This window comes from Yinghuangia soli (genome assembly GCF_021502675.1).
Lineage (GTDB): Bacteria > Actinomycetota > Actinomycetes > Streptomycetales > Streptomycetaceae > Yinghuangia > Yinghuangia soli.
The window spans coordinates 94800-112300 of the sequence record NZ_JAKFHA010000001.1 but is presented as its reverse complement, the minus strand read 5'-3'; the positions used below and the strand labels follow the sequence as shown (position 1 = coordinate 112300).

15 protein-coding genes are annotated in these 17501 nt (G+C 69.2%); 7 read left to right on the top strand and 8 right to left on the bottom strand.

Features of this window, described 5'->3' with window-relative positions; translation table 11 throughout:
• Nucleotides 1–128: 128 nt before the first annotated feature.
• A complete protein-coding gene (locus LZ495_RS00505) occupies nt 129–587 on the top strand; it encodes a TIGR03618 family F420-dependent PPOX class oxidoreductase (protein WP_235049738.1) in 459 nt (152 codons plus the stop codon).
• Between the two features lie 30 nt (nt 588–617).
• Here the strand turns inward: LZ495_RS00505 and LZ495_RS00500 are convergent, their stop codons facing one another.
• Both LZ495_RS00500 and LZ495_RS00495 read right to left on the bottom strand, forming a co-directional pair.
• Nucleotides 618–875, bottom strand: coding sequence for a hypothetical protein (locus LZ495_RS00500; RefSeq protein WP_235049737.1), 258 nt, complete (start codon nt 873–875; stop codon nt 618–620).
• Nucleotides 876–1084: 209 nt separating this feature from the next.
• Nucleotides 1085–1654 (bottom strand): DUF6368 family protein, encoded by a 570-nt coding sequence (locus LZ495_RS00495; protein ID WP_235049736.1) that lies wholly within the window; start codon nt 1652–1654, stop codon nt 1085–1087.
• A 162-nt stretch (nt 1655–1816) separates the two neighbouring features.
• On the opposite strand from LZ495_RS00495, the gene LZ495_RS00490 reads away from it, so the two are divergent.
• Nucleotides 1817–2143 carry a DUF8820 family protein gene (locus LZ495_RS00490; protein ID WP_235049735.1) on the top strand — a complete coding sequence of 109 codons (327 nt, stop codon included), beginning with the start codon at nt 1817–1819 and terminating at the stop codon, nt 2141–2143.
• 7 nt (nt 2144–2150) lie between these two features.
• Here the strand turns inward: LZ495_RS00490 and LZ495_RS00485 are convergent, their stop codons facing one another.
• Both LZ495_RS00485 and LZ495_RS44605 read right to left on the bottom strand, forming a co-directional pair.
• Nucleotides 2151–2960, bottom strand: coding sequence for a DUF8817 family protein (locus tag LZ495_RS00485; RefSeq protein ID WP_235049734.1), 810 nt, complete (start codon nt 2958–2960; stop codon nt 2151–2153).
• A gap of 99 nt (nt 2961–3059) precedes the next feature.
• Nucleotides 3060–4271 (bottom strand): PucR family transcriptional regulator, encoded by a 1212-nt coding sequence (locus LZ495_RS44605; RefSeq protein WP_235049733.1) that lies wholly within the window; start codon nt 4269–4271, stop codon nt 3060–3062.
• A 216-nt stretch (nt 4272–4487) separates the two neighbouring features.
• Between LZ495_RS44605 and LZ495_RS00475 the strand changes: the two genes are divergently transcribed.
• Nucleotides 4488–5690 (top strand): acyl-CoA dehydrogenase family protein, encoded by a 1203-nt coding sequence (locus LZ495_RS00475; RefSeq protein ID WP_235049732.1) that lies wholly within the window; start codon nt 4488–4490, stop codon nt 5688–5690.
• A gap of 147 nt (nt 5691–5837) precedes the next feature.
• Nucleotides 5838–6776, top strand: a complete 939-nt coding sequence (locus LZ495_RS00470; RefSeq protein ID WP_235049731.1) for a hypothetical protein — start codon at nt 5838–5840, stop codon at nt 6774–6776.
• A 443-nt stretch (nt 6777–7219) separates the two neighbouring features.
• On the opposite strand, the gene LZ495_RS00465 is transcribed toward LZ495_RS00470, so the two are convergent.
• Nucleotides 7220–8845, bottom strand: coding sequence for a helix-turn-helix domain-containing protein (locus tag LZ495_RS00465; protein ID WP_235049730.1), 1626 nt, complete (start codon nt 8843–8845; stop codon nt 7220–7222).
• Nucleotides 8846–9072: 227 nt separating this feature from the next.
• On the opposite strand from LZ495_RS00465, the gene LZ495_RS00460 reads away from it, so the two are divergent.
• On the top strand, nt 9073–9483 hold the full coding sequence (locus LZ495_RS00460) for a hypothetical protein (RefSeq protein WP_235049729.1): 411 nt from the start codon (nt 9073–9075) through the stop codon (nt 9481–9483).
• An 11-nt stretch (nt 9484–9494) separates the two neighbouring features.
• Nucleotides 9495–12512 (top strand): tetratricopeptide repeat protein, encoded by a 3018-nt coding sequence (locus LZ495_RS44600; protein WP_235049728.1) that lies wholly within the window; start codon nt 9495–9497, stop codon nt 12510–12512.
• 391 nt (nt 12513–12903) lie between these two features.
• Here LZ495_RS44600 and LZ495_RS00450 read toward each other — a convergent pair whose 3' ends face one another.
• Together LZ495_RS00450 and LZ495_RS00445 are read right to left on the bottom strand one after the other, a co-directional pair.
• Nucleotides 12904–13200, bottom strand: a complete 297-nt coding sequence (locus LZ495_RS00450; protein WP_235049727.1) for a histidine phosphatase family protein — start codon at nt 13198–13200, stop codon at nt 12904–12906.
• Nucleotides 13201–13260: 60 nt separating this feature from the next.
• Nucleotides 13261–13854 (bottom strand): hypothetical protein, encoded by a 594-nt coding sequence (locus LZ495_RS00445; protein ID WP_235049726.1) that lies wholly within the window; start codon nt 13852–13854, stop codon nt 13261–13263.
• 147 nt (nt 13855–14001) lie between these two features.
• Between LZ495_RS00445 and LZ495_RS00440 the strand changes: the two genes are divergently transcribed.
• Nucleotides 14002–15264, top strand: a complete 1263-nt coding sequence (locus LZ495_RS00440; RefSeq protein ID WP_372498499.1) for a DUF6745 domain-containing protein — start codon at nt 14002–14004, stop codon at nt 15262–15264.
• Between the two features lie 65 nt (nt 15265–15329).
• Here the strand turns inward: LZ495_RS00440 and helR are convergent, their stop codons facing one another.
• Entirely contained in the window at nt 15330–17492 is a 2163-nt protein-coding gene (gene helR, locus LZ495_RS00435) for an RNA polymerase recycling motor ATPase HelR (RefSeq protein WP_235049725.1), read from the bottom strand.
• Between the last annotated feature and the right edge of the window lie 9 nt (nt 17493–17501).

Below are 17501 nucleotides of genomic sequence, written 5' to 3'. Positions count from 1 at the left end.
ACCGCCCACCGTCCGGCGCTCACCGCCCTCTGGAGGCGGCGCGCATGGCTTCCGCCCACCGCGAACGCCGACAAAAATCCCGTGCCGAACACGAAATTTCTCGGACTACTCCTCATGCTGACCACGTCATGACTCAAGGACCCGCACCGCGCCCCCTGTCCGACGAAGCCCTCTCCGACCTGCTCGGCAAGCACCAATTCGGCACCCTCGCCACCGTGAAGCGCAGCGGTCACCCGCACCAGACCACGATGCTCTACAGCTGGGACCCCGAGGCCCGCATCGTCCGCCTCTCGACCACGGCCGACCGCATCAAGGTCACCCACCTGCGCCGCAACCCGCACACCTCACTGCACGTCCAGGGCGGCGACGTCTGGTCCTTCGCCGTAGCCGAAGGCGACGCCGAGGTCTCCGACGTGACCACCACCCCCGGCGACGCGGTAGGCCGCGAACTCCTCGGCATGATCCCGCCTGCGGCCAAGCCGGAAGACGAGGACGCCTTCCTGGAGCAGCTCGTCGCCGAACGCCGCGTAGTAATCCGCCTGAAGGTCGACCGCCTGTACGGAACAGCCCTCGACATCAACGGCTAAGCGACACCCCGCGTCGTAGGCGGCCGCCCCTCAGCGGGCGGCCGCCGGGCCCGATGACTTGCGGCGGCGGCCGGTGCCCGGTTTCCACGGGTGCGCTCCGGGCGTGGCTTCGAGCCACGCCCGGATACCGTCGTTGCCGGTGGCGTACCCGCCACAGGCCCACTCGGTCCCGGTCCACCATTCGAGTGCGACGGCGCCGGGAGCGTTCACCCCGAGGCGTCGGACGCGGCGCGCGCCGATGTACTCGCCCGGTTGCTTCAGCAGATCATCCAGACTGCCGCCCTCCATGTGCGCCCCCTCCCGTGCCGTCGCCCAGCAGGTTACCGGCGTCCGGGATTCGAGGGTGGTCCGGCTACGTGTGTCAGAGGCTCGACGTTCTCGACGGTTCGCACGTTGCAGAAGCTCGCCGGACAAGGCGAGCGACTTGTGGGCGGGCTTGTGTCGCGAGCCGCTGTCCAAGCGCATTGGTACGCATCTGCGGGACTCTCCGAGCGCTGTCAGATCATGTGGAACCGCGGATGTGCGAGCCAGGCGTCCAAGAAGTCGCGGTCGCCGACGTGGCTGTACCAGCGGCTGCCGCCGTGCAACGTGTACGGCAGGGTCCACACCCGTCCGGGCAGTGCCGCGACGAATGCGTCGACCTCGGCCAAGTGGGCTCGGCGTCCATGCTCGGAATCCTCGTCGGGGAGGTAGGAGCCCGAGCCGAGAAGGCCGTTGAAGTCGACGACCGTGTCGAACCGGGCAGCCAGGATCTGCGCCACTTGCCCAAGGACCAGGTGATTGGCAGCGCCCGAGCAGTAAGCGGAAACGGTCATCTCGGCAACTGGCGGGCGACCCAGCCCGGGCAGATCGAAGTCTTCGAAGTCCTCGGCAGGTTGCACGTCGAGATGGAAGTCGCCGAGTGTCGACCAATCCTCGTCGCGCACTCCGAAGGCGGACGGCTGTCGGACGGTGAATTCGAACGAGCCGTCGTCGCGGAGGGAGACGTCGCAACGGTCTGCGATCCATGGCAGGGCGTCCTGCGCGGTTCGCACTTCGCGCAGCCAGAGCACAGCTGCTGGGCCCATGTCGCCTCCTGGCGAAGTCGCGGTCGTGAGGGTGGTGAGTCTGTACTCGGGCGGATGTGGGTGTACCCGGCGATTGTCGGTGCGGGGACGTAGCGTTCGGGTCATGGGGTCGTCGACCGGGGATCCCGTGCCGCGCGACCGACTGATGCTTCAGGGGGCTTCATGTACCGCCAGGGTGACATTCTGCTGCTGCCCGTCGACGATGCCGCCGTGCCGCTCGGGGTGACCGCGCTGCCGGCCAAGCCGCGCGACAACCGCGGGCGCATCGTGCTCGCGCTCGGCGAAGTGACCGGGCACGCGCACGCCGTCACCGGGACCGGGACGCTCTTCCTCGACCCCGAGCCCACCGTCATCGGACACCTCAAGCTCGACGCGCCGACCCGGCTCGTCCACGAGGAGCACGCGGCGATCTCGCTGCCCAAGGGCTGGTACCGGGTGATCCGGCAGCGCGAGTACATCCCGGGTGCGGTCCGCATCATCGCCGACTGAGCGAATCTCAGTCGGCCGGGTCCGCTTCATCGCCGACGGGCTCGGCTGCTGCGATCCATTCATCGAGGCGGTCCGCGAGGCGGAACTCCTGTGTGACGCGCTGCCGTTCTGGCTCGGTGAGCTGCGGGAGGAGTTGTTCGAGGTCTCGTACGAGGGGCTTGACTCCGTCCCGTTCGTCGAGCGCGATCGACAGTTCGACGAGCGTCGCCACTGCGAGCGCGCGGTCGACGGGTGCAGCTTGGGCGCCGTGTCGGCGCAGGGCTGACTTGACCGCTCGGAACGCGGCGCGGTCGTCGTTCTTGAACTCGCGGAAGATGCGCGCATTGTCGAGTGCGCGGGCCAGCGGAGGCAGGGTCTTGTCGCCGCCGTACTCCAACTCCTCCGGCTCGTCGCGCTGGATGAAGATGATGCCGTTGCCGGACGGGTCGACGACCGTGAAGCGGGACGCGCCCGGACGGTAGCGGGTGATCCGGGGCCGACCAGACGCCAGGACCTTGCCGTACGTCTTCCGCATCGCCGCGGTGAAGGCAGCGTGGTACGGCGCCACCGCGTCCACCAGGACCAGGCAGCCGCCGCCGTCCTCGGTTGCCGGGTCGTGGTTTTTCGGCGCCCGGCCGAAGTGCAGGGCGAAGCCGCTGTATTCGACCACCAGGTAGACGTACGGCTTGCGCATCTCGTACGTGACCTCAAAGCCGAGCGCGCGGTAGAAGGCGAGCGTCTCGTCCGGGTCGGCGCAGGGGAGCAGCGGGACCGTGGTCTCGTTCGGCTTGACGGTGCTTTCTGTGGCGTCGTGCTGGGGCGGGCTCGTCTGCGGCATCGTGGCTCCTCCAGCGGCCGCGGGGACGGGCGGGGCCGCGGCGGCCCGGCCGAGCGTAACCCGGATCGCGATCTTGCGCCTATGACGTGGCGGCCGTCCCTAGTCCGACGGACGGAAGTACGTGGATTCCAGGGGTGGTTGGTGTCGCACCTGCCGGCCTGAGGGGAGCCAGTGGGCGATCTCCAGGGCGAGCTGGATCTCCAGGCGCGCGGTCGCCAGCGGGCGGCCGAGGAGTTCCTCGGCCTGCTTGACGCGGTAGGTCACCGTGTTGCGGGCGATGTGCAGGTCGTCGGCCGCGGCGCGCAGGCTGCGCCCGGCGGCCAGGTAGGAACGCAGGGTGAGGCGTAGCTCCGCGGTCCGGTCGTCGTCGGCGGCCAGCGCGCCCAGAGTCTCCTGGACGAACCACTGCGCCTGCTCGGGGTCGGCGGTGCACAGCGCTGCCACGTGGATGTCGGCATGGTCGCACCACGCCGCCGATCCGGTCGAGGACGCGGCGATGCGCTCGGCGGCCCGCGCTCCCATGTGGCTGCGCCGGAAGCCGTCGACGCCGGACGTCGGGGGACCGCAGGCGACCCGTACTCCGGCCGGCGCCTGTGAGTTGCGGTTCGGTGTCCCCGCGAGCCAGATCCACACGGCAGATTCGGCCACGGGGACAATCAACGAGCATGATTCGTAGGCCAGTTCCGCGGCGTACCTGAGCAGCACCTGCTGCGAGGCGACGCGCGGGTCGGTTGCGGACAGAATGAGCGCGGTATGCCGGGAGCGTACGTCGTAGCCCAGAATCCGGCCTGCGGGCTCGGCCTCGACGGAGCGTCCAGCGACGATGTCCTCGACCATGCGGCGGCGCTGGGCTGCGGTGCTGCCCGCCCAGCGGTCGAGTTCGGCGGTGTAATCGTCGGCCAGGGTGCTGGAGTGCACGTCGACGTACGCGAAGAGCAGTTCGCCGACACGGCGTGCCTCGTCAGGGTCGTCGCCGATCACTTCCATGAGCGCGCGGTGCAGCGCGGCGTGGCCCAGGCGTACGCCGCGCAGCACCCGGTCCAGGGGGATCGAGCGTCGGACGAACTCCCGGTTTCCTTCGAGGGCTTCGGCTGGAATCGAGTCGGACGTCGCCATGACGTCCCGCCGGATCCCGGACAGCGCGGCCAGCACTGACGACTCGGTCGCGCGCCGAAGCGTGTCGAAGGGAGCTGCGCCGCCGCCGTGTTCGGGGACCTGTCGGATGATCTCCGCGGCCATCGGCAGGGCCAGCTGGATGCCCCAGTCCACCGGCCCGTCGCCGAGCACCTCGACCGCGGCCGCGATTGTCACCGGCGAGCAGATCGGCTGCGGCGCGGGACCGTCGGAACACAGCTTGTCTAGCCATTCGCCCGTCATGCCGCCACCCGGCCGGCGCAGTCGTGGGTCATGCAGCGATCACACCTGCCGGGTGGGGCCGCCGTACCGGGCCCGAAGCGCAAGCCGTCCGGCCGCTTCTGGGTTCGGGACGCAAGCCCGGGTCCGCCGTACTGCCCTGGAATCGACACCATGACGCGACCTTGGGACTTCCCGCTGCAATACGCCACCGCCATCGACCGCGAACTGGTCGCCCGGGCCCGGAATCTGCGCCCGCTGCTCGCCGAGAACACCGGGCGAGCCGAGGCCGAGCGACGACTGCCGGACGAGACGATCGCGGCGCTGGCCGGGGCCGGGCTGCTGAAGCTGACCGTCCCCAAGCGGTACGGCGGCCACGAGGCCGGCTTCGCGACGTTCCTCGGCGTGGCCGCGGAACTCGGCCGCGCGTGCGGTTCCACGGCGTGGATCGCCACCTTGCTGAACGTCTGCAACTGGGCGGTCGGGACGTACCCGACGGAGACTCGGGACGAGATCTTCGGCGCCGATCCGGGGGCCACGACGTGCGGCGTCCTCGCTCCCACGGGGACGGCGCGTCGCGTCGGTGGCGGCTACCAGGTCACCGGTTCGTGGGGCTTCGCGTCCGGGTGCCTGCACGCGGACTGGACGCTGATGGGCGTCGCGGTGATCGACGATGCGGGGCAGACGGTCGACCACGGCAACGTGCTCATGCGGATGTCGGAGGTGGCCATCAAGGACACCTGGTACGTCGCGGGCATGCGCGGAACGGGCAGCAACACGGTCTCGGCCGAGGACGTCTTCGTCCCGGACCGCCGATTCCAACGCCTGGCCCTCGGCCCGGATGCCGCCACCGACCCGCACCCGGGGGAGCCCCTCTATCGCTCTGCGGTGGTCCCGGTCCTGGCCCTCGTCCTGGCCGGCCCGCAACTCGGCCTGGCCCAGGCGGCGCTCGACCACACCCTCGCGACGATCGGCGAGCGCGGCATCTCGTACACGTTCTACGAGCAGGCCGCCCAGGCCCCGTCCGTACAGTTCGCGATCGCCGAAGCGGCCCAACTCATCGACACAGCCGCCTTGCACGTCTTCCGCGCAGCCCACGACATCGACACCGCAGCCGCCGGCGGGGAGGCCATGGACGTCACCCAGCGCATGCGCGTACGCATGGACACCGGCCACGCGGTCGCCTGCACGCGCCGCGCCATCGACCTCCTGATCGACGCGAACGGCGCTGCCAGCTTTGCCGAGAAGCACCCGCTCCAGCGCATCTGGCGCGACGCCAACACCGCCGCCCGCCACGCGGTGGTAGGCCCCGACATCAGCAAGGAGGCGTACGGGAGGGCCCTGCTGGGGCTCGACCAGATGACTCCGATGATCTGAGTGCGCCGGGCCGCTGCGCGCCGCTTGCCGTCCGCCGCCCGTCGCCGGCCGCCGTCGGCCCGCACCGAGGTGGAACCGCCGACCGGTCGGCCGCGTCGAAGCCGCATGTCGACTCCGGACGAGGACAGATCCCTCCGGCCCCTTCGCGTGGTCGCCACGGCGATCGGCATCCTCCTGCTGCTGTCGTTGCTGTTCCGCTGCACGGGAATGATGACCGGCGGGGATGTATCCGGCATGCCTGAAGGGGACTGGCGCCAACCGGGCGGCGTCCGCATCGACTCCGGAGTGCTGGCGCTGTCGGACCAGGTGTCCAACTCGGCTCAGATCTTCGAGGTCGCGCACTCGCAGGACGAGTTCGACGCGGGCCGAGCTGGGGACGCAGTCTCCAGTGGGACGCTTCCGACGCCGCGCCCTGTCGACTTCGGCGAAGACGTGATCGTGACGGTGTCCTTCATGTTCGGGTGCCGTATGCCCGGCACCCCCACGCTGCACGCCGTCAACGCCAACTTGGGTATTGGCTTCGTTCCTGGCGACAGGGAGCGCCGCAACTGCGACTTTCACCGTTCCGCCGTGGCGGCCTTCGTAGTTCCCCGTGTCCTCCTTCCTGCGAGCCCCGTCTTCGGAGGACGGGCGCCGGGCCAGGCGGAATTGAAGCCGACGGTCGAGATCCTCGTTACCGGCGCTCCTGGCACCGGCGTCCGCCCGCAGGAAGTGCCGGACGCAGCAGCACTGGAAGCATGGACGAACGACATGCCCGGCTTGACCAAGTTGCCGCCGGACCTGGATTTCGAGTCTCTGTACCGGAGTTCCGCCCGCGGCCTACCTTCCGAAGCCGCGCCCACGGAACGCTACTTCGCCTTCACCGTCCCCGGTTGCGAGGACGAGTCGGAGCGCCGCCTCGACATCGGCCCGGGCGGCACGGTGGCCCTGCGCGTCGACGCCACATGGCGCAGACTGCTCTACACCGCCAGCCCGCCGCCACAATGCGCGGACACCGACTACTGGCTCGTCGTCTTCGCCGTCCCACGCTCTTACATCCCGGAGACGCCGATCCTGCCCACAACGTCCACGGTCACGACCCGGTAGGCCCCCAAGGACCGATCCTCCTGACCACACCCGGTCGCCGTAGGACTGCTGTGCTGCGGCCGCCCTACGAGCTACTGCCGGTTGCGAGGCACCGTGCGCACCGGCAAGCGGGGTAGCCCATGGGGTTCATGTCGATGCCGTCCGCGGCTGGCGGCCATACGGCCTCGAAGCGTTGCGTCGGTTTGATCTGTCTGGCGGTGCCATCAGGGGCGACCGAGTAGACGCGAATGGTCATGCTCGCCTGTCGGCGACGCGATCTGCGCGGCGTCGGATTCGGGTCGGTCACTGGCGCTCCCTCGGATCAACGAGTGGGTTGCTGGTGACCGTACGAGCGCTGACGGGCGAGTCCCAGGAGAGCTCTGTCGTACTTGGGGCGCCAAGGGAGGAGAACTACTACGTAGCGTGGTAGTTGGCCTGTTGTGGACCTCTGGGTGCCCCAGCCCTTAACCGGTGATTTCGAGGAAGACGGCCATGCTGCGTATCTCCGCGGTCAACGTGCGCTTTCTTTTGTGGAGGAGTCCGCTCAGTACGTCCTTGCCCAAGTTCTGGTGGCGGAGCCACTCGGGGGAGCGGGCGCGCAGGTAGGTCAGTTCGTCCATGGACTCTTGATGCCGACCGAGGGCCAGGTTCGCTTGGGCCACGTCGAGTCGGTGCCGATGCCAGTTGTCGCCACTAGGACGCCCGGACTTGCGGCGGCCGTAAGCGCTCAATGGTCCCTCGTCCGCCTGGCGCAGCGCCGTGCGGGCATCTCCGGTGATCATCGTCGCCTCGACGGCTTTCATGGCCACGGTGACCGGCCCGAAACGGGACCACTGATGCCGCGGATCGCTGTACTCACCCCCGAGCGCCACCGCGGCCATCATGGCCATGCGTTGATGCTCCTCGGCCTCCTGTGCACGGTTGTTGCGGACGGCAGCTGCGGCGGCGCGGAGAGCCAGCCATCCCCATGCGGCGTAGCGCTCGCCTTCGCGCTGGGACATTCGCGGTTCGATCACCTCGGCGGTCGTCGACGCAAGCGTCTCGGCGTCATCGAAGCGCCCTTGGCGCAGGAGAAGCCACGCGAGGCCGTTGACCGCGGACGCTCCGGTCATCGTGTCAGCGGCAGCCTTGGCGTCCTCGATGGCCGCCGCCAAAGCGTGGTACGCCAGGTCGTACTGCCGCGTCTGCGTGAGGAATCGACCGGCGAGTTCGTACGTCTGCGATCGGAAGGTGAGCGCGGACGTTCGCAGGTCGCTGCTGGCAGCGGAAGCCAAGGCGGCGGTGGATGCGTCCACCAAGGCTGGGAGTTGCCGAGCAACCTCTTCGTAGCGATCCGCGTGGTATAGGTCACCTGCCTTGCGGAGCGCTCTTTCGAGCGTCGGCAAGTCCTCAGCACTGTTGTTGACTTCATTTTGGGGAGCGAGGCCTACCACCGGCGTGAGCGCCTTGCGCAGGCCTACCAGGAGCGTCCGATTGGAGTCGTGGCGGTCCACCGGTACGGGCGCTCCTCCCGCGAGGAGCGCCGAGGTCTCCACGCTCAGCGCGCGCGCCAGTTTGTGCAGGGTTGCCATCTCGACGGCCTTGCCCTGTTCCGCCTTACGGACCGTCCCTACGCTCAACTCTGCTGTCTCGGCGAGCTTTTCCTGGCTGAGTCCGGCCCGACGCCGGTACATCCTGAGGTTGTCGCCCAGTGTTTGCGCCATCGTTCCGCCCGTCACGTGCGAGATCGATCCCACTCCACCGTACGCCTTGATCCGTTGACTCAAGGGTGGTTGAGGAATTGCCCTGTGCGCGGACGACGAGGCGACTTTGCCCTCCCGCGCCAGCCACAAGTACCGCTCTCCGTCATGGGCGTCGGCTGCTCCGCCGGTGGTGTGGAAGACGCCCGGCAGTGGCAAGCCCATGACGTACTCGCCGAAGCCTCCGAGTGGCCCGTCGAGCGGCTTCCACGAAACGTCGAGGTCGACAGGTTCGGCTTTTCCGGTGTCCGGCCAATTCCGGCGATCCAGCCGCTGAGAGCGCATCCTCAGGAACGAGGCGGGATGCGCGAACCGGCCGACTGCAGAGCCGTCTTGGACGTCGAGCGTCACGACGAAGTCCGTGCTGGCGCTGAAGGTCGTCGCCCAGGGCATCAGCCTCGGCGCGGGCCACCGTCACATCAAGAACGGCTCAGCTCCACAGCCGCCGTCCGTACCAGCTCGTCGCTCACGTGCTACGTGCACTTGGCTTCGGTGACGAACACTCCGACATCAACGCACGAGGCCGCGCCCGGCCCTAATGTAGTAAAGCCGCGTTGAGTTGCGAGGGGAGAGTCTTGGTGGAAGCTGAGCTTGCAGCGCTCGCCGCGAGCGGCGCGACGACGCTAGTGGGATTGATGGCTTCGGACGCGTGGGAGCACGGCAGGACCCGCATCGCGGCGTTGTTCGGGCGCACACGACCTGAGCAGGAAGAACTTGTCGCCTCCGAACTGGACTCCTCTCGAAGCGAGTTGTTGGCCGCTGGGGACGACAGGAGCATGCAGGCAGCTGAGGAACTGGAGGTCGAGTGGCGGGTGCGACTGCGCCGGCTGCTTGCCGCGGACCCGGCCGCAGCGGCGGAGCTCAGGGAGATTCTTGAGGACCTGTCGACGGATGCGGACGTCGTCACGTACCGCGGGGACCATGTTGAGTTCCACCACAACACCTTTTACGGCCCCGTTGTGGGCAAGGGCCCCATGACGTCACCGTAAACGGCCAGCCCGTGACTACGCATGAAGGCGACGTCGTCAGCTTTCACAGCAACGAGTTCCTCGGTCCCGCTGCGGGAAAGATCGAGAATCTTCACTACTACGCCGCCGCTTCGGGGGGCGTCCCGCTGCCGCCACCGGAGGCTTGGCCGCTGGTGGAGCATGCGGACCCGCTGATTCTCGGCGTGCACCGCGCGCGTTCTGACGCCTCCGCGGACGCGTCGCCATTGCCTCCGTACGTTCTCCGCGACGTCGATGCCGAGCTTCGCGTGAGGTTGCAAGGGGCGGCGGAGTCAGGCGGGTTCGTCCTCCTCACAGGTGACTCCACTGCGGGAAAGTCGCGGACGGCTTTCGAAGGCATGCGCGCGGTCCTTGCGGACCACCGGGTTGTCGTCCCCTCCCGCGCCGCCGATCTGCGAGGCCTGGTCCAGGCGGCCGAGTTCAGCCGTCGCAACGGAGCAGGGGTCGTGCTGTGGCTGTATGACCTGGACAACCATCTTGGTCAGCATGGGTTGGATCCCCAAATGCTGGCTGCGCTGATCCAGTGTCATGTCGTGGTGATCGGGACCTTGCGGGACGAACGCTTCGACACCCTGCGTGCGGCTCGCGCACACCCACACACCCTGGTCGGCGGGGCTGGTCATATAGAAGCCTTGGCCGACACCGGGGCGAGAATCTTGAACCTCGCCGATCCCCTCAGAGTTCCCCGGCTATGGACCGCAGCAGAACTTGCGCGTGTGGCCGCTTGTGACGATCCGCGCCTTGCTGACGCCCATGCGCATCATGGGCCTTACGGCATCGCCGAGTATCTGGCCACCGGCCCGTTCCTCTGGAGTGAATGGCTCAACGCTTGCCGTCCGTCCTCCAGCGGCGGCCACCCCCGCGGGGCGGCAGTCGTCGCAAGTGCTGTCGATCTGGCACGAGCAGGCTTCTCCGGCGATATCCCCGAGCGCACGCTCAGAGATCTGCACGCGGAGTTCCTCACACGGGCGGGCGGAATGGTCCTGCGTCCGGAATCCTTCGCAGCAGCGTTGGAATGGGCCACGCACGTGCGCTACGGGGTGACCAGTCTGCTCATGCCTGGCGTTGTGGAGGGTACTTGGCGCGCCTTCGACTACCTTGTGGACTCGTCAGCTCGTGACAGCGCCTCCGCGCCAGTGTCGTCCGCGGTGTGGTCCGCTGCGTTGGAAATCGCCGGCGTCGCCGATCGCCAGATGATCGGCATCGCCGCCGTATCCGCGATGCGCTGGGAGGTCGCCACGGAGGTGTGGCGGCCCTTGGCCGAGGCCGGCAGCGCACTCGCCATGAGCAGTCTCGCCGCGACCCTGGTGCTTGACGAGCAGGCGGTCGAGGCCGAGGAACTCGCTCGCCGCAGCGCCGAACGAGGGGACGTCGTCGGCCAACTGAATCTGGGCACTCTCCTGGTGCAGCGTGGAAACGTCGACGAGGGTATTCGGTGGTGGGAACGAGCCGCTGAGGTGGGCATGCCCGTGGCAGCCCAGCATCTGTTCCTGGCGTTGGCCCAGCTTGGCCGGTTCGAGGAAGCGGAGCGTTGGCTTCGCAAGGGCGCTGAAGGCCGCTACGCCCCCTCTGGCACCACGTTGGGGATGATTCTCGCTGCACGAGGCGAGACGCTTGACGCCGAGATGTGGTGGCGCCGCGTACTGTCCTGGGGTGTCGACGGTCACGGTGGCGTGGATGTGAAAACCCCCGGGTCAGACGCTGAGACGACGGTACTCCTGCTCCTGTGGGGGCCGCCGGACAGTCACAGCGGAGCCTATGCGAACGCGGCGTTGTGTCTCGGGCACTCGCTTTATCGACGCGGCGCCGAAGAAGAGGCCGTCGACTTCCTGCTGCGGGCCGTCGGGCTCGGTTCGTCTGAGGCACTGTTGGTGCTGGGCGCCATTCAACATCGGCGTGGCAGGCTCGACAAAGCCGTGTGGTTCTTCGAGCAGGCAGCCGCCCAAGGTGACATCACCGCCGCGTACCAGCTCGCACGGCTGGCCGAATCGCGCGGCGACAAGGCCGCTGCGGAGTCTTGGTGGATCGTCGCGGCGGAAGGCGGGAACACCGACGCCGCGAACGAATTGGGGGTTCTCGCGGCTCAGGAAGGACGACAGGACGACGCGGAGGACTGGTACCGGAAGGCCGCCGAAACGGGCAGCGAAGTCGGCGCGTTCAACCTCGCCTGTGCCATGGCTCGCCGTGGACGACCCCAAGACGCGGAACCCTGGTTCAGGCGTGCCGCGGCGTCCGGATACGTCGGGGCGTTCAACAACTTGGCAAGTCTTGTGCATGCGAGGGGTGACGCCGAGGAGGCTGAATCCTTGTACCGCCAGGGAGCCGAGCGCGGAGACGAGTTGGCCACGGTGAACCTGATCGCCATGCTCGCCGCTGGGAACCGCATCGACGAGGCCGAATCATTGTGGCGGGACTTGGCCGAGACCCCTGAGGGGCCCGGAAAGCTGAACGAACGTGCCCTCGCGCTTGTAGGCGCTGGCCACATGCAGGCGGCCGAGGGGTTGTTGCGTTGGGCCGCACTCGCAGACGAACCTGCGGCCGCTCACAATCTGGCGGCACTGCACTACCAGCGAGACGAACCTGAAGAAGCCGAGAGGTGGTGGGCCAAGGCAGCCCCGATAATCCCCGGCTCGGCATACAACTTGGCTTCGAGGATGGAGGATCGAGGCGAGACGGAGGAAGCCGAGAGCTGGTACCGGCATGCTGCCGAATCAGGACACAGCGATGCGGCCTTCTGCTACGCCAGGCTCCTGGCGGCACGCGACGAGCTCGAACATTCGGAACACTGGTGCCGCACGGCTGCGGAACGCGATCACATTCAAGCTGCGTGCGTGCTCGGACAGTTTTTGGCCAACAGAGGCGAACTGGCGGAAGCGGAGGTCTGGCTCAACGTGGCCGCCGAGGGCGGCTTTGCCCCCGCAGCGCAGACGCTGGAAGAACTGCGGCGCTACGTAGCCGAGATCGAGCAAGCCGAGAATGCGAGCCCAGCGGATACGGAACCACCCCGCTGATGGTCCGCCGCGCCGTGCCGAGATGCCAGCGGTGTTTCGACTCCTGGCGCAGGTCCGCAAGGTGCCAGTAGCGCTCACCTCAGTCAGCCCGGAGCGATCTCCGTTACGTCCTGATCAGGTACATGAATCCCAGCGCACGTGCGATACGGAAGGGCCGTGCGGGGGACCGGCGCACGTCGATGCACCCTATGGTCCAGCAACTGGACCTTCGACCAAGAGCAGTCGCATCAGCCCATGGCCTTCCGACCGACCGGGCCAGAACGCGCGGGACCTCTTGGCGACACACGGCAACCCATGGCACTCTGCGCCGCTGCCATCCGAGAGGACAATGACCTGCCCCGGAGGTTTTCAAGTAGGTCGCGGTAGAAGTGCTCGACAATGGCGCGCGGTATCAGCTCGGTTTCCGCCTCCTGGCTGTCCAGCTGTCGGTACGTGAGTACACGCGTAGGCGGCTGTCCTGCCGGATCGTCGGCGAGCCGTTCGGGTACGCGATGCGGGCCGTCTCGGCGGCGCGGTGGAGGTCGGACGTGAATATGGCAGCGAAGTCGTGGACAGGGCGTCGGGTGCCCAGTTCCCGCGCCTGGCGGCGGCCGAGTTCCGAGAGTTGCCCCGGGAGCCAGCCGGTGGCGATGCCGGCCTCGTTGTCCGTGGTGGTGGAGTGGGTCTCGTAGACGATCTCGATGGCCATCAGTGCTCCGGAGAGTGGAGGCTGGGCAGGATCGGGCGGCGAGGTATCCCCATGCCGCGACTACGTGCCGTGGTACGGGCCGCCGAGTACTTCGTGGCCGATTTGGTAGGCGAGTCGCTCGGCGCGGCGCATGACTTGGCTGCCGTAGTCGTGGATGTAGACGGTGAAGTCGTCGGTGCGGGCCAGTTCGTCGCCGTCCCAGAAGTGGCAGTTCAAGGCCAGGTCGATCTGGCCGTACTTGCCCTCGAAGTCGAGGCCCCAGGCGCGCTCAGCAGGCCACTCGATGTCCCAGCTCAGCAGGGCCGGTGCGGTGCCGCGGGCGGACAGGGCTCGGGGTGCGAGATCGAGGGGTGCATCGATGATCCACAGCCACGCCGGAAGGTAGGCGGTGAGGGCGGTCTCCGGTCCCTGCAGTGCCGACCTGGGGATCATGACGTCGCCATCCGGGTACGCCGAGGCGGGGCAGTGGAAGCCGCATCCGCCCGGGTACGTGGCCTCCCAGCGCAGTACCTCTTCAGGTGTCATCAGGTCGGCCTGGACGTCAAGGCTTGCGTACGGGGCGACGATCGCCAGGTCCAAGAGCTCACCGGCGATACGTACCGCCGCTGCTTCGTCGGAGCTGCGGAACATGGCCGCGACCTTGGAATTGCCCATGGGGTGATCCTGCCAAGCGCCGGAGGTGATGTCGTCGGGGGCTGCAATGCTGGAGGTGTTCGGCGGAGAGAGCGTCGGACTGGGACCCGGGGCGGCTTGTTGTGCGTCCGGTTCTTTCCTGACCTTCCCCCGCGAGGAGTTGTGACCGTGACCAGCACTGGAGCGCTTGCCCGTCGGGAGCTCACTCTTGCGCACCGCGCGACGCTTGCGGAGGCGGCCGACGAGTGGGCGGCGATCGCGGCGGCGACCGGGCCTGCGGACCGGGCGGCTGCGGAGGAGGGGATCCGGGACGCGTATCGGGCTGCCGGGCTGGTCCCGCCCCACAAGGTGCTCTGGTACGACTCGCCGCTCGCGGCCTCGGTGGCGGCGACGGTGATCTCCGGGGCGTTCAAGCCGCAGGCGCTTGCGGCGCTGGGGCTGCCGGTGCGGGCGCCGGCCGGGTCGCGGGCGGGCAAGTCCGTGCGGGACAAGCTGCGGGCCGCCACGTGGGAGCGGGCGCGGACCGAGGCCGCCGCGCAGTTGGGGCAGGCCGTCTGGGCGCAGGCCTGGCACGAGATCGCGGACCGGCTGTGGGCGCCGACGACCGGGCTGTCGGCGCGGATCCGGGAAGGCGTGGAGGCGGCTGTTGCCGTAGCCGTGGGGGACACGACGTCCGGTGCTCGCGGGGGAGTTGCGCCCGGCGCCATGGGACGCGGGTCCGCGGCGCGGGGGACGGACGCAGCCTCGCGGACCATCGCGGTCGAGGCGCGCGCGGCGACGCTGGACGCGCTGGGCGGCCAGCACGACGCGGCGTGGCTGGCGGCGTTCGACGGACTGCGGCGCTGCTTCCCGGAGTTGGGGGACTCGCCGGCCGCTGAGGCACTGGACGCGGTGGGCCGGGTGGCGCGGGCCGGTGGATGGTGGTGGCCGTACGAGGGGGTCGTGCTCGCCGCCGAGCGGCCGGTCGCCCTGGAGCGCGACGAGAACGCCCGGCTGCACAGCGGCGAAGGCCCGGCGCTGGCGTTCCCCGACGGCTTCGCGCTGCACGCGTGGCGCGGGATGCCGATCCCGGCGGACTTCGTCACCGGCCTCGGGCCGCAGGGGAGCGGCCTGGACGCCAACCGGATCCGCCGGGAGGCCAACGCCGAGCTGCGCCGCGTGATGCTGGAAATCTACGGCTACGACCGGTACTTGGAGGAGGTCGGCGCCCGGCCGCTGCACCGCGACGCCACCGGTGTGCTGTGGCGCATCGACCTGCCGAACGACGAGCCGGTGGTCATGGTCGAGGTCCTCAACTCCACGCCCGAACCGGACGGGACCACGCGTACGTACTGGCTGCGCGTCCCGCCGACCACCACCACCGCACGGGCCGGCGTGGCCTGGACGTTCGGGCTGACCGAGGCCGAGTACCACCCGGCTCGGGAGACCTGAGGCGGGACCAAGCAATGGCTGTGGCACCGGACTGAAGGGTCCGGTGCCACAGCCATTTACGGGTGTCAGGAGCTGGTCAGGACCACCAGCTGCCGCGTCGCGCGCGTCATCGCGACGTAGCGGTCGACCGCCCCCGCGATGCCGGTGCCGAAGTCCTGCGGGTCGACGACCGCGACCAGGTCGAACTCCAGGCCCTTGGCAAGGCTCGGCGTCAGCGACTTGATCCGGGACGTCGGCTCGAAGGACGGGTCGCCGATGACGCAGGCAGTGCCCTCCGGGTTCTCCCGGACCCACGCGCCCAGCAGGTCTTCCAACTCGTCCGCGGAACCATGCACGACCGGAATGCCGCTGCTGCGGATGGACGTCGGGACGTTGGCGTCCGGCAGTTCGGCCCGGATCGCCGCCTCGGCCTCTGTCATGACCTCCTCGGGCGTGCGGTAGTTGACCGTCAGCGAGGTCATCTCGATCCGGTCCAGGCCGATGCGCTTCAGCCGCTCCTGCCACGACTCGGCGAAGCCGTCGCGGGCCTGCGCGCGGTCGCCGACGATCGTGAAGCTGCGGGACGGGCAGCGCAGCAGGAGCATCTGCCATTCCGCGTCGGTCAGCTCCTGCGCCTCGTCGACGACGATGTGGGCGAACGGCCCGGCGAGGGGGTCGACCACGCCGGGCGCCGCGGTCTCGTCCATCAGGGTGTCCCGCAGGTCCTGCCCGCGCAGCATCGTCATCGCGCCCTCGCCGTCCGCGTCGGCTTCGAGCAAGTTGTCGATGACGCCGGCCCGCAGCTCGCGCTCCGCGTCGGCCTCCGCAGCCTGGCGGCGCTTGCGCAGCGACGCCGCGGGGTCGCCGAGACGCTGCCGGGCCGCATCCAGGAGCGGCAGGTCGGAGACCGTCCAGGCCTGCGGGTCGGCCTTGCGCTGCAGCTTGCGGACGTCGTCCGGGCTCAGCCACGGCGCGCACATGCGCAGGTACGCGGGCACCGACCACAGGTCGCCCACGATGTCGGTCGGCTCCAGCAGCGGCCAGGCCTGGTTGAGCGCGGCGGACAGCTCGGCGTCGTAGCGGAGCGACCTGCGGAACAGGTCGGGCGAGACCTCGTCCTCGTCCGCGCCCAGCTTGTCGAACAGGATCGTGGCCAGCTCGTCCCAGATCAGCTCGCGCGCCTCGTTGTGCGGCGTGCCCGGGCCCGCGGCGGCGAACGCCTCGGCCCAGTCCCGGGCGGTCAGCCGGATGTCGGCCCAGTCGGTCGAGACCGTCATGCCGTTCTTCGGCGGCTCCTCGTAGAACTTGACCGCCGCCTCGACCGCCTTCGCGACCATGTCGGCGGTCGCCTTGAGCACGGCGACGGACGGGTCGGCCTCGGCCGGCGCGGTCGCGCCCTCGGCGACGAGGTCCCGGACCGTGCAGGTCCGCACGCCCTCCTCGCCCAGGCTCGGCAGCACGTCCGCGACGTAGTTCAGGTACGGCTGGTGCGGTCCGACGAACAGCACCCCGCCCCGGTTGTGGCCGAGCCGCGGGTCGGAGTACAGCAGGTACGCCGCGCGGTGGAGTGCGACGACGGTCTTGCCGGTGCCCGGCCCCCCGTCCACGACCAGCGCGCCGCGCGAGCCGGCCCGGATGATGGCGTCCTGGTCGGCCTGGATGGTGGCCAGCACGTCGCGCATCTGCGGGGACCGGTTGCCGCCCAGGCTCGCAATGAACGCCGACTGGTCGTCGAGGGCCGCGGCGTGCCCCTCGAGGCCCTCCGCGGTGAAGACCTCGTCCCAATAGTCGGTGATGCGGCCGCGCGTCCAGCGGTAGCGGCGGCGGCTCGCCAGCCCCATCGGGTCGGCGTGCGTCGCGGCGAAGAACGGTTCGGCCGCGGGCGACCGCCAGTCGACCAGCAGCCGGCGCCCGTCGGCGTCGGTCAGGCCGAGGCGGCCGATGTACAGCGGCTCGTCGTCGTCCGCGCGTACGACGTGGCCGAGGCACAGGTCGAGGCCGAAGCGGCGCAGCGCCCGCAGCCGCCCGGTCAGCCGGTGGATCTCCAGGTCGCGCTCCATGGCCGCCTGGCCCGCGCCGCCGGGCGCCGCGAGCTCGGCGTCGAGGCGCTCGGACAATTCCGCGATCGCGTGCTCGAGGCTTTCCGCGATGGCGGCGAAGTGCGCTTCGTCGCCGGCGATGAGCTTCGGGTCGGCTTTGAGGGACAACTGCTGGGGAAGGTCGAAAGCGCTGGTGTCCAGAGTGTTCATTGCCGAGGG

What these genes read in the sequence shown, in the direction of transcription:
- LZ495_RS00485 (WP_235049734.1), bottom strand. Translation starts at nt 2,960, where the DNA reads ATGCCGCAGACGAGCCCGCCCCAGCACGACGCCACAGAAAGCACCGTC.
- LZ495_RS00500 (WP_235049737.1), bottom strand. Translation starts at nt 875, where the DNA reads ATGGAGGGCGGCAGTCTGGATGATCTGCTGAAGCAACCGGGCGAGTAC.
- LZ495_RS00505 (WP_235049738.1), top strand. Translation starts at nt 129, where the DNA reads ATGACTCAAGGACCCGCACCGCGCCCCCTGTCCGACGAAGCCCTCTCC.
- LZ495_RS00475 (WP_235049732.1), top strand. Translation starts at nt 4,488, where the DNA reads ATGACGCGACCTTGGGACTTCCCGCTGCAATACGCCACCGCCATCGAC.
- LZ495_RS00445 (WP_235049726.1), bottom strand. Translation starts at nt 13,854, where the DNA reads ATGGGCAATTCCAAGGTCGCGGCCATGTTCCGCAGCTCCGACGAAGCA.
- LZ495_RS00450 (WP_235049727.1), bottom strand. Translation starts at nt 13,200, where the DNA reads ATGGCCATCGAGATCGTCTACGAGACCCACTCCACCACCACGGACAAC.
- LZ495_RS00495 (WP_235049736.1), bottom strand. Translation starts at nt 1,654, where the DNA reads ATGGGCCCAGCAGCTGTGCTCTGGCTGCGCGAAGTGCGAACCGCGCAG.
- LZ495_RS00490 (WP_235049735.1), top strand. Translation starts at nt 1,817, where the DNA reads ATGTACCGCCAGGGTGACATTCTGCTGCTGCCCGTCGACGATGCCGCC.
- helR (WP_235049725.1), bottom strand. Translation starts at nt 17,492, where the DNA reads ATGAACACTCTGGACACCAGCGCTTTCGACCTTCCCCAGCAGTTGTCC.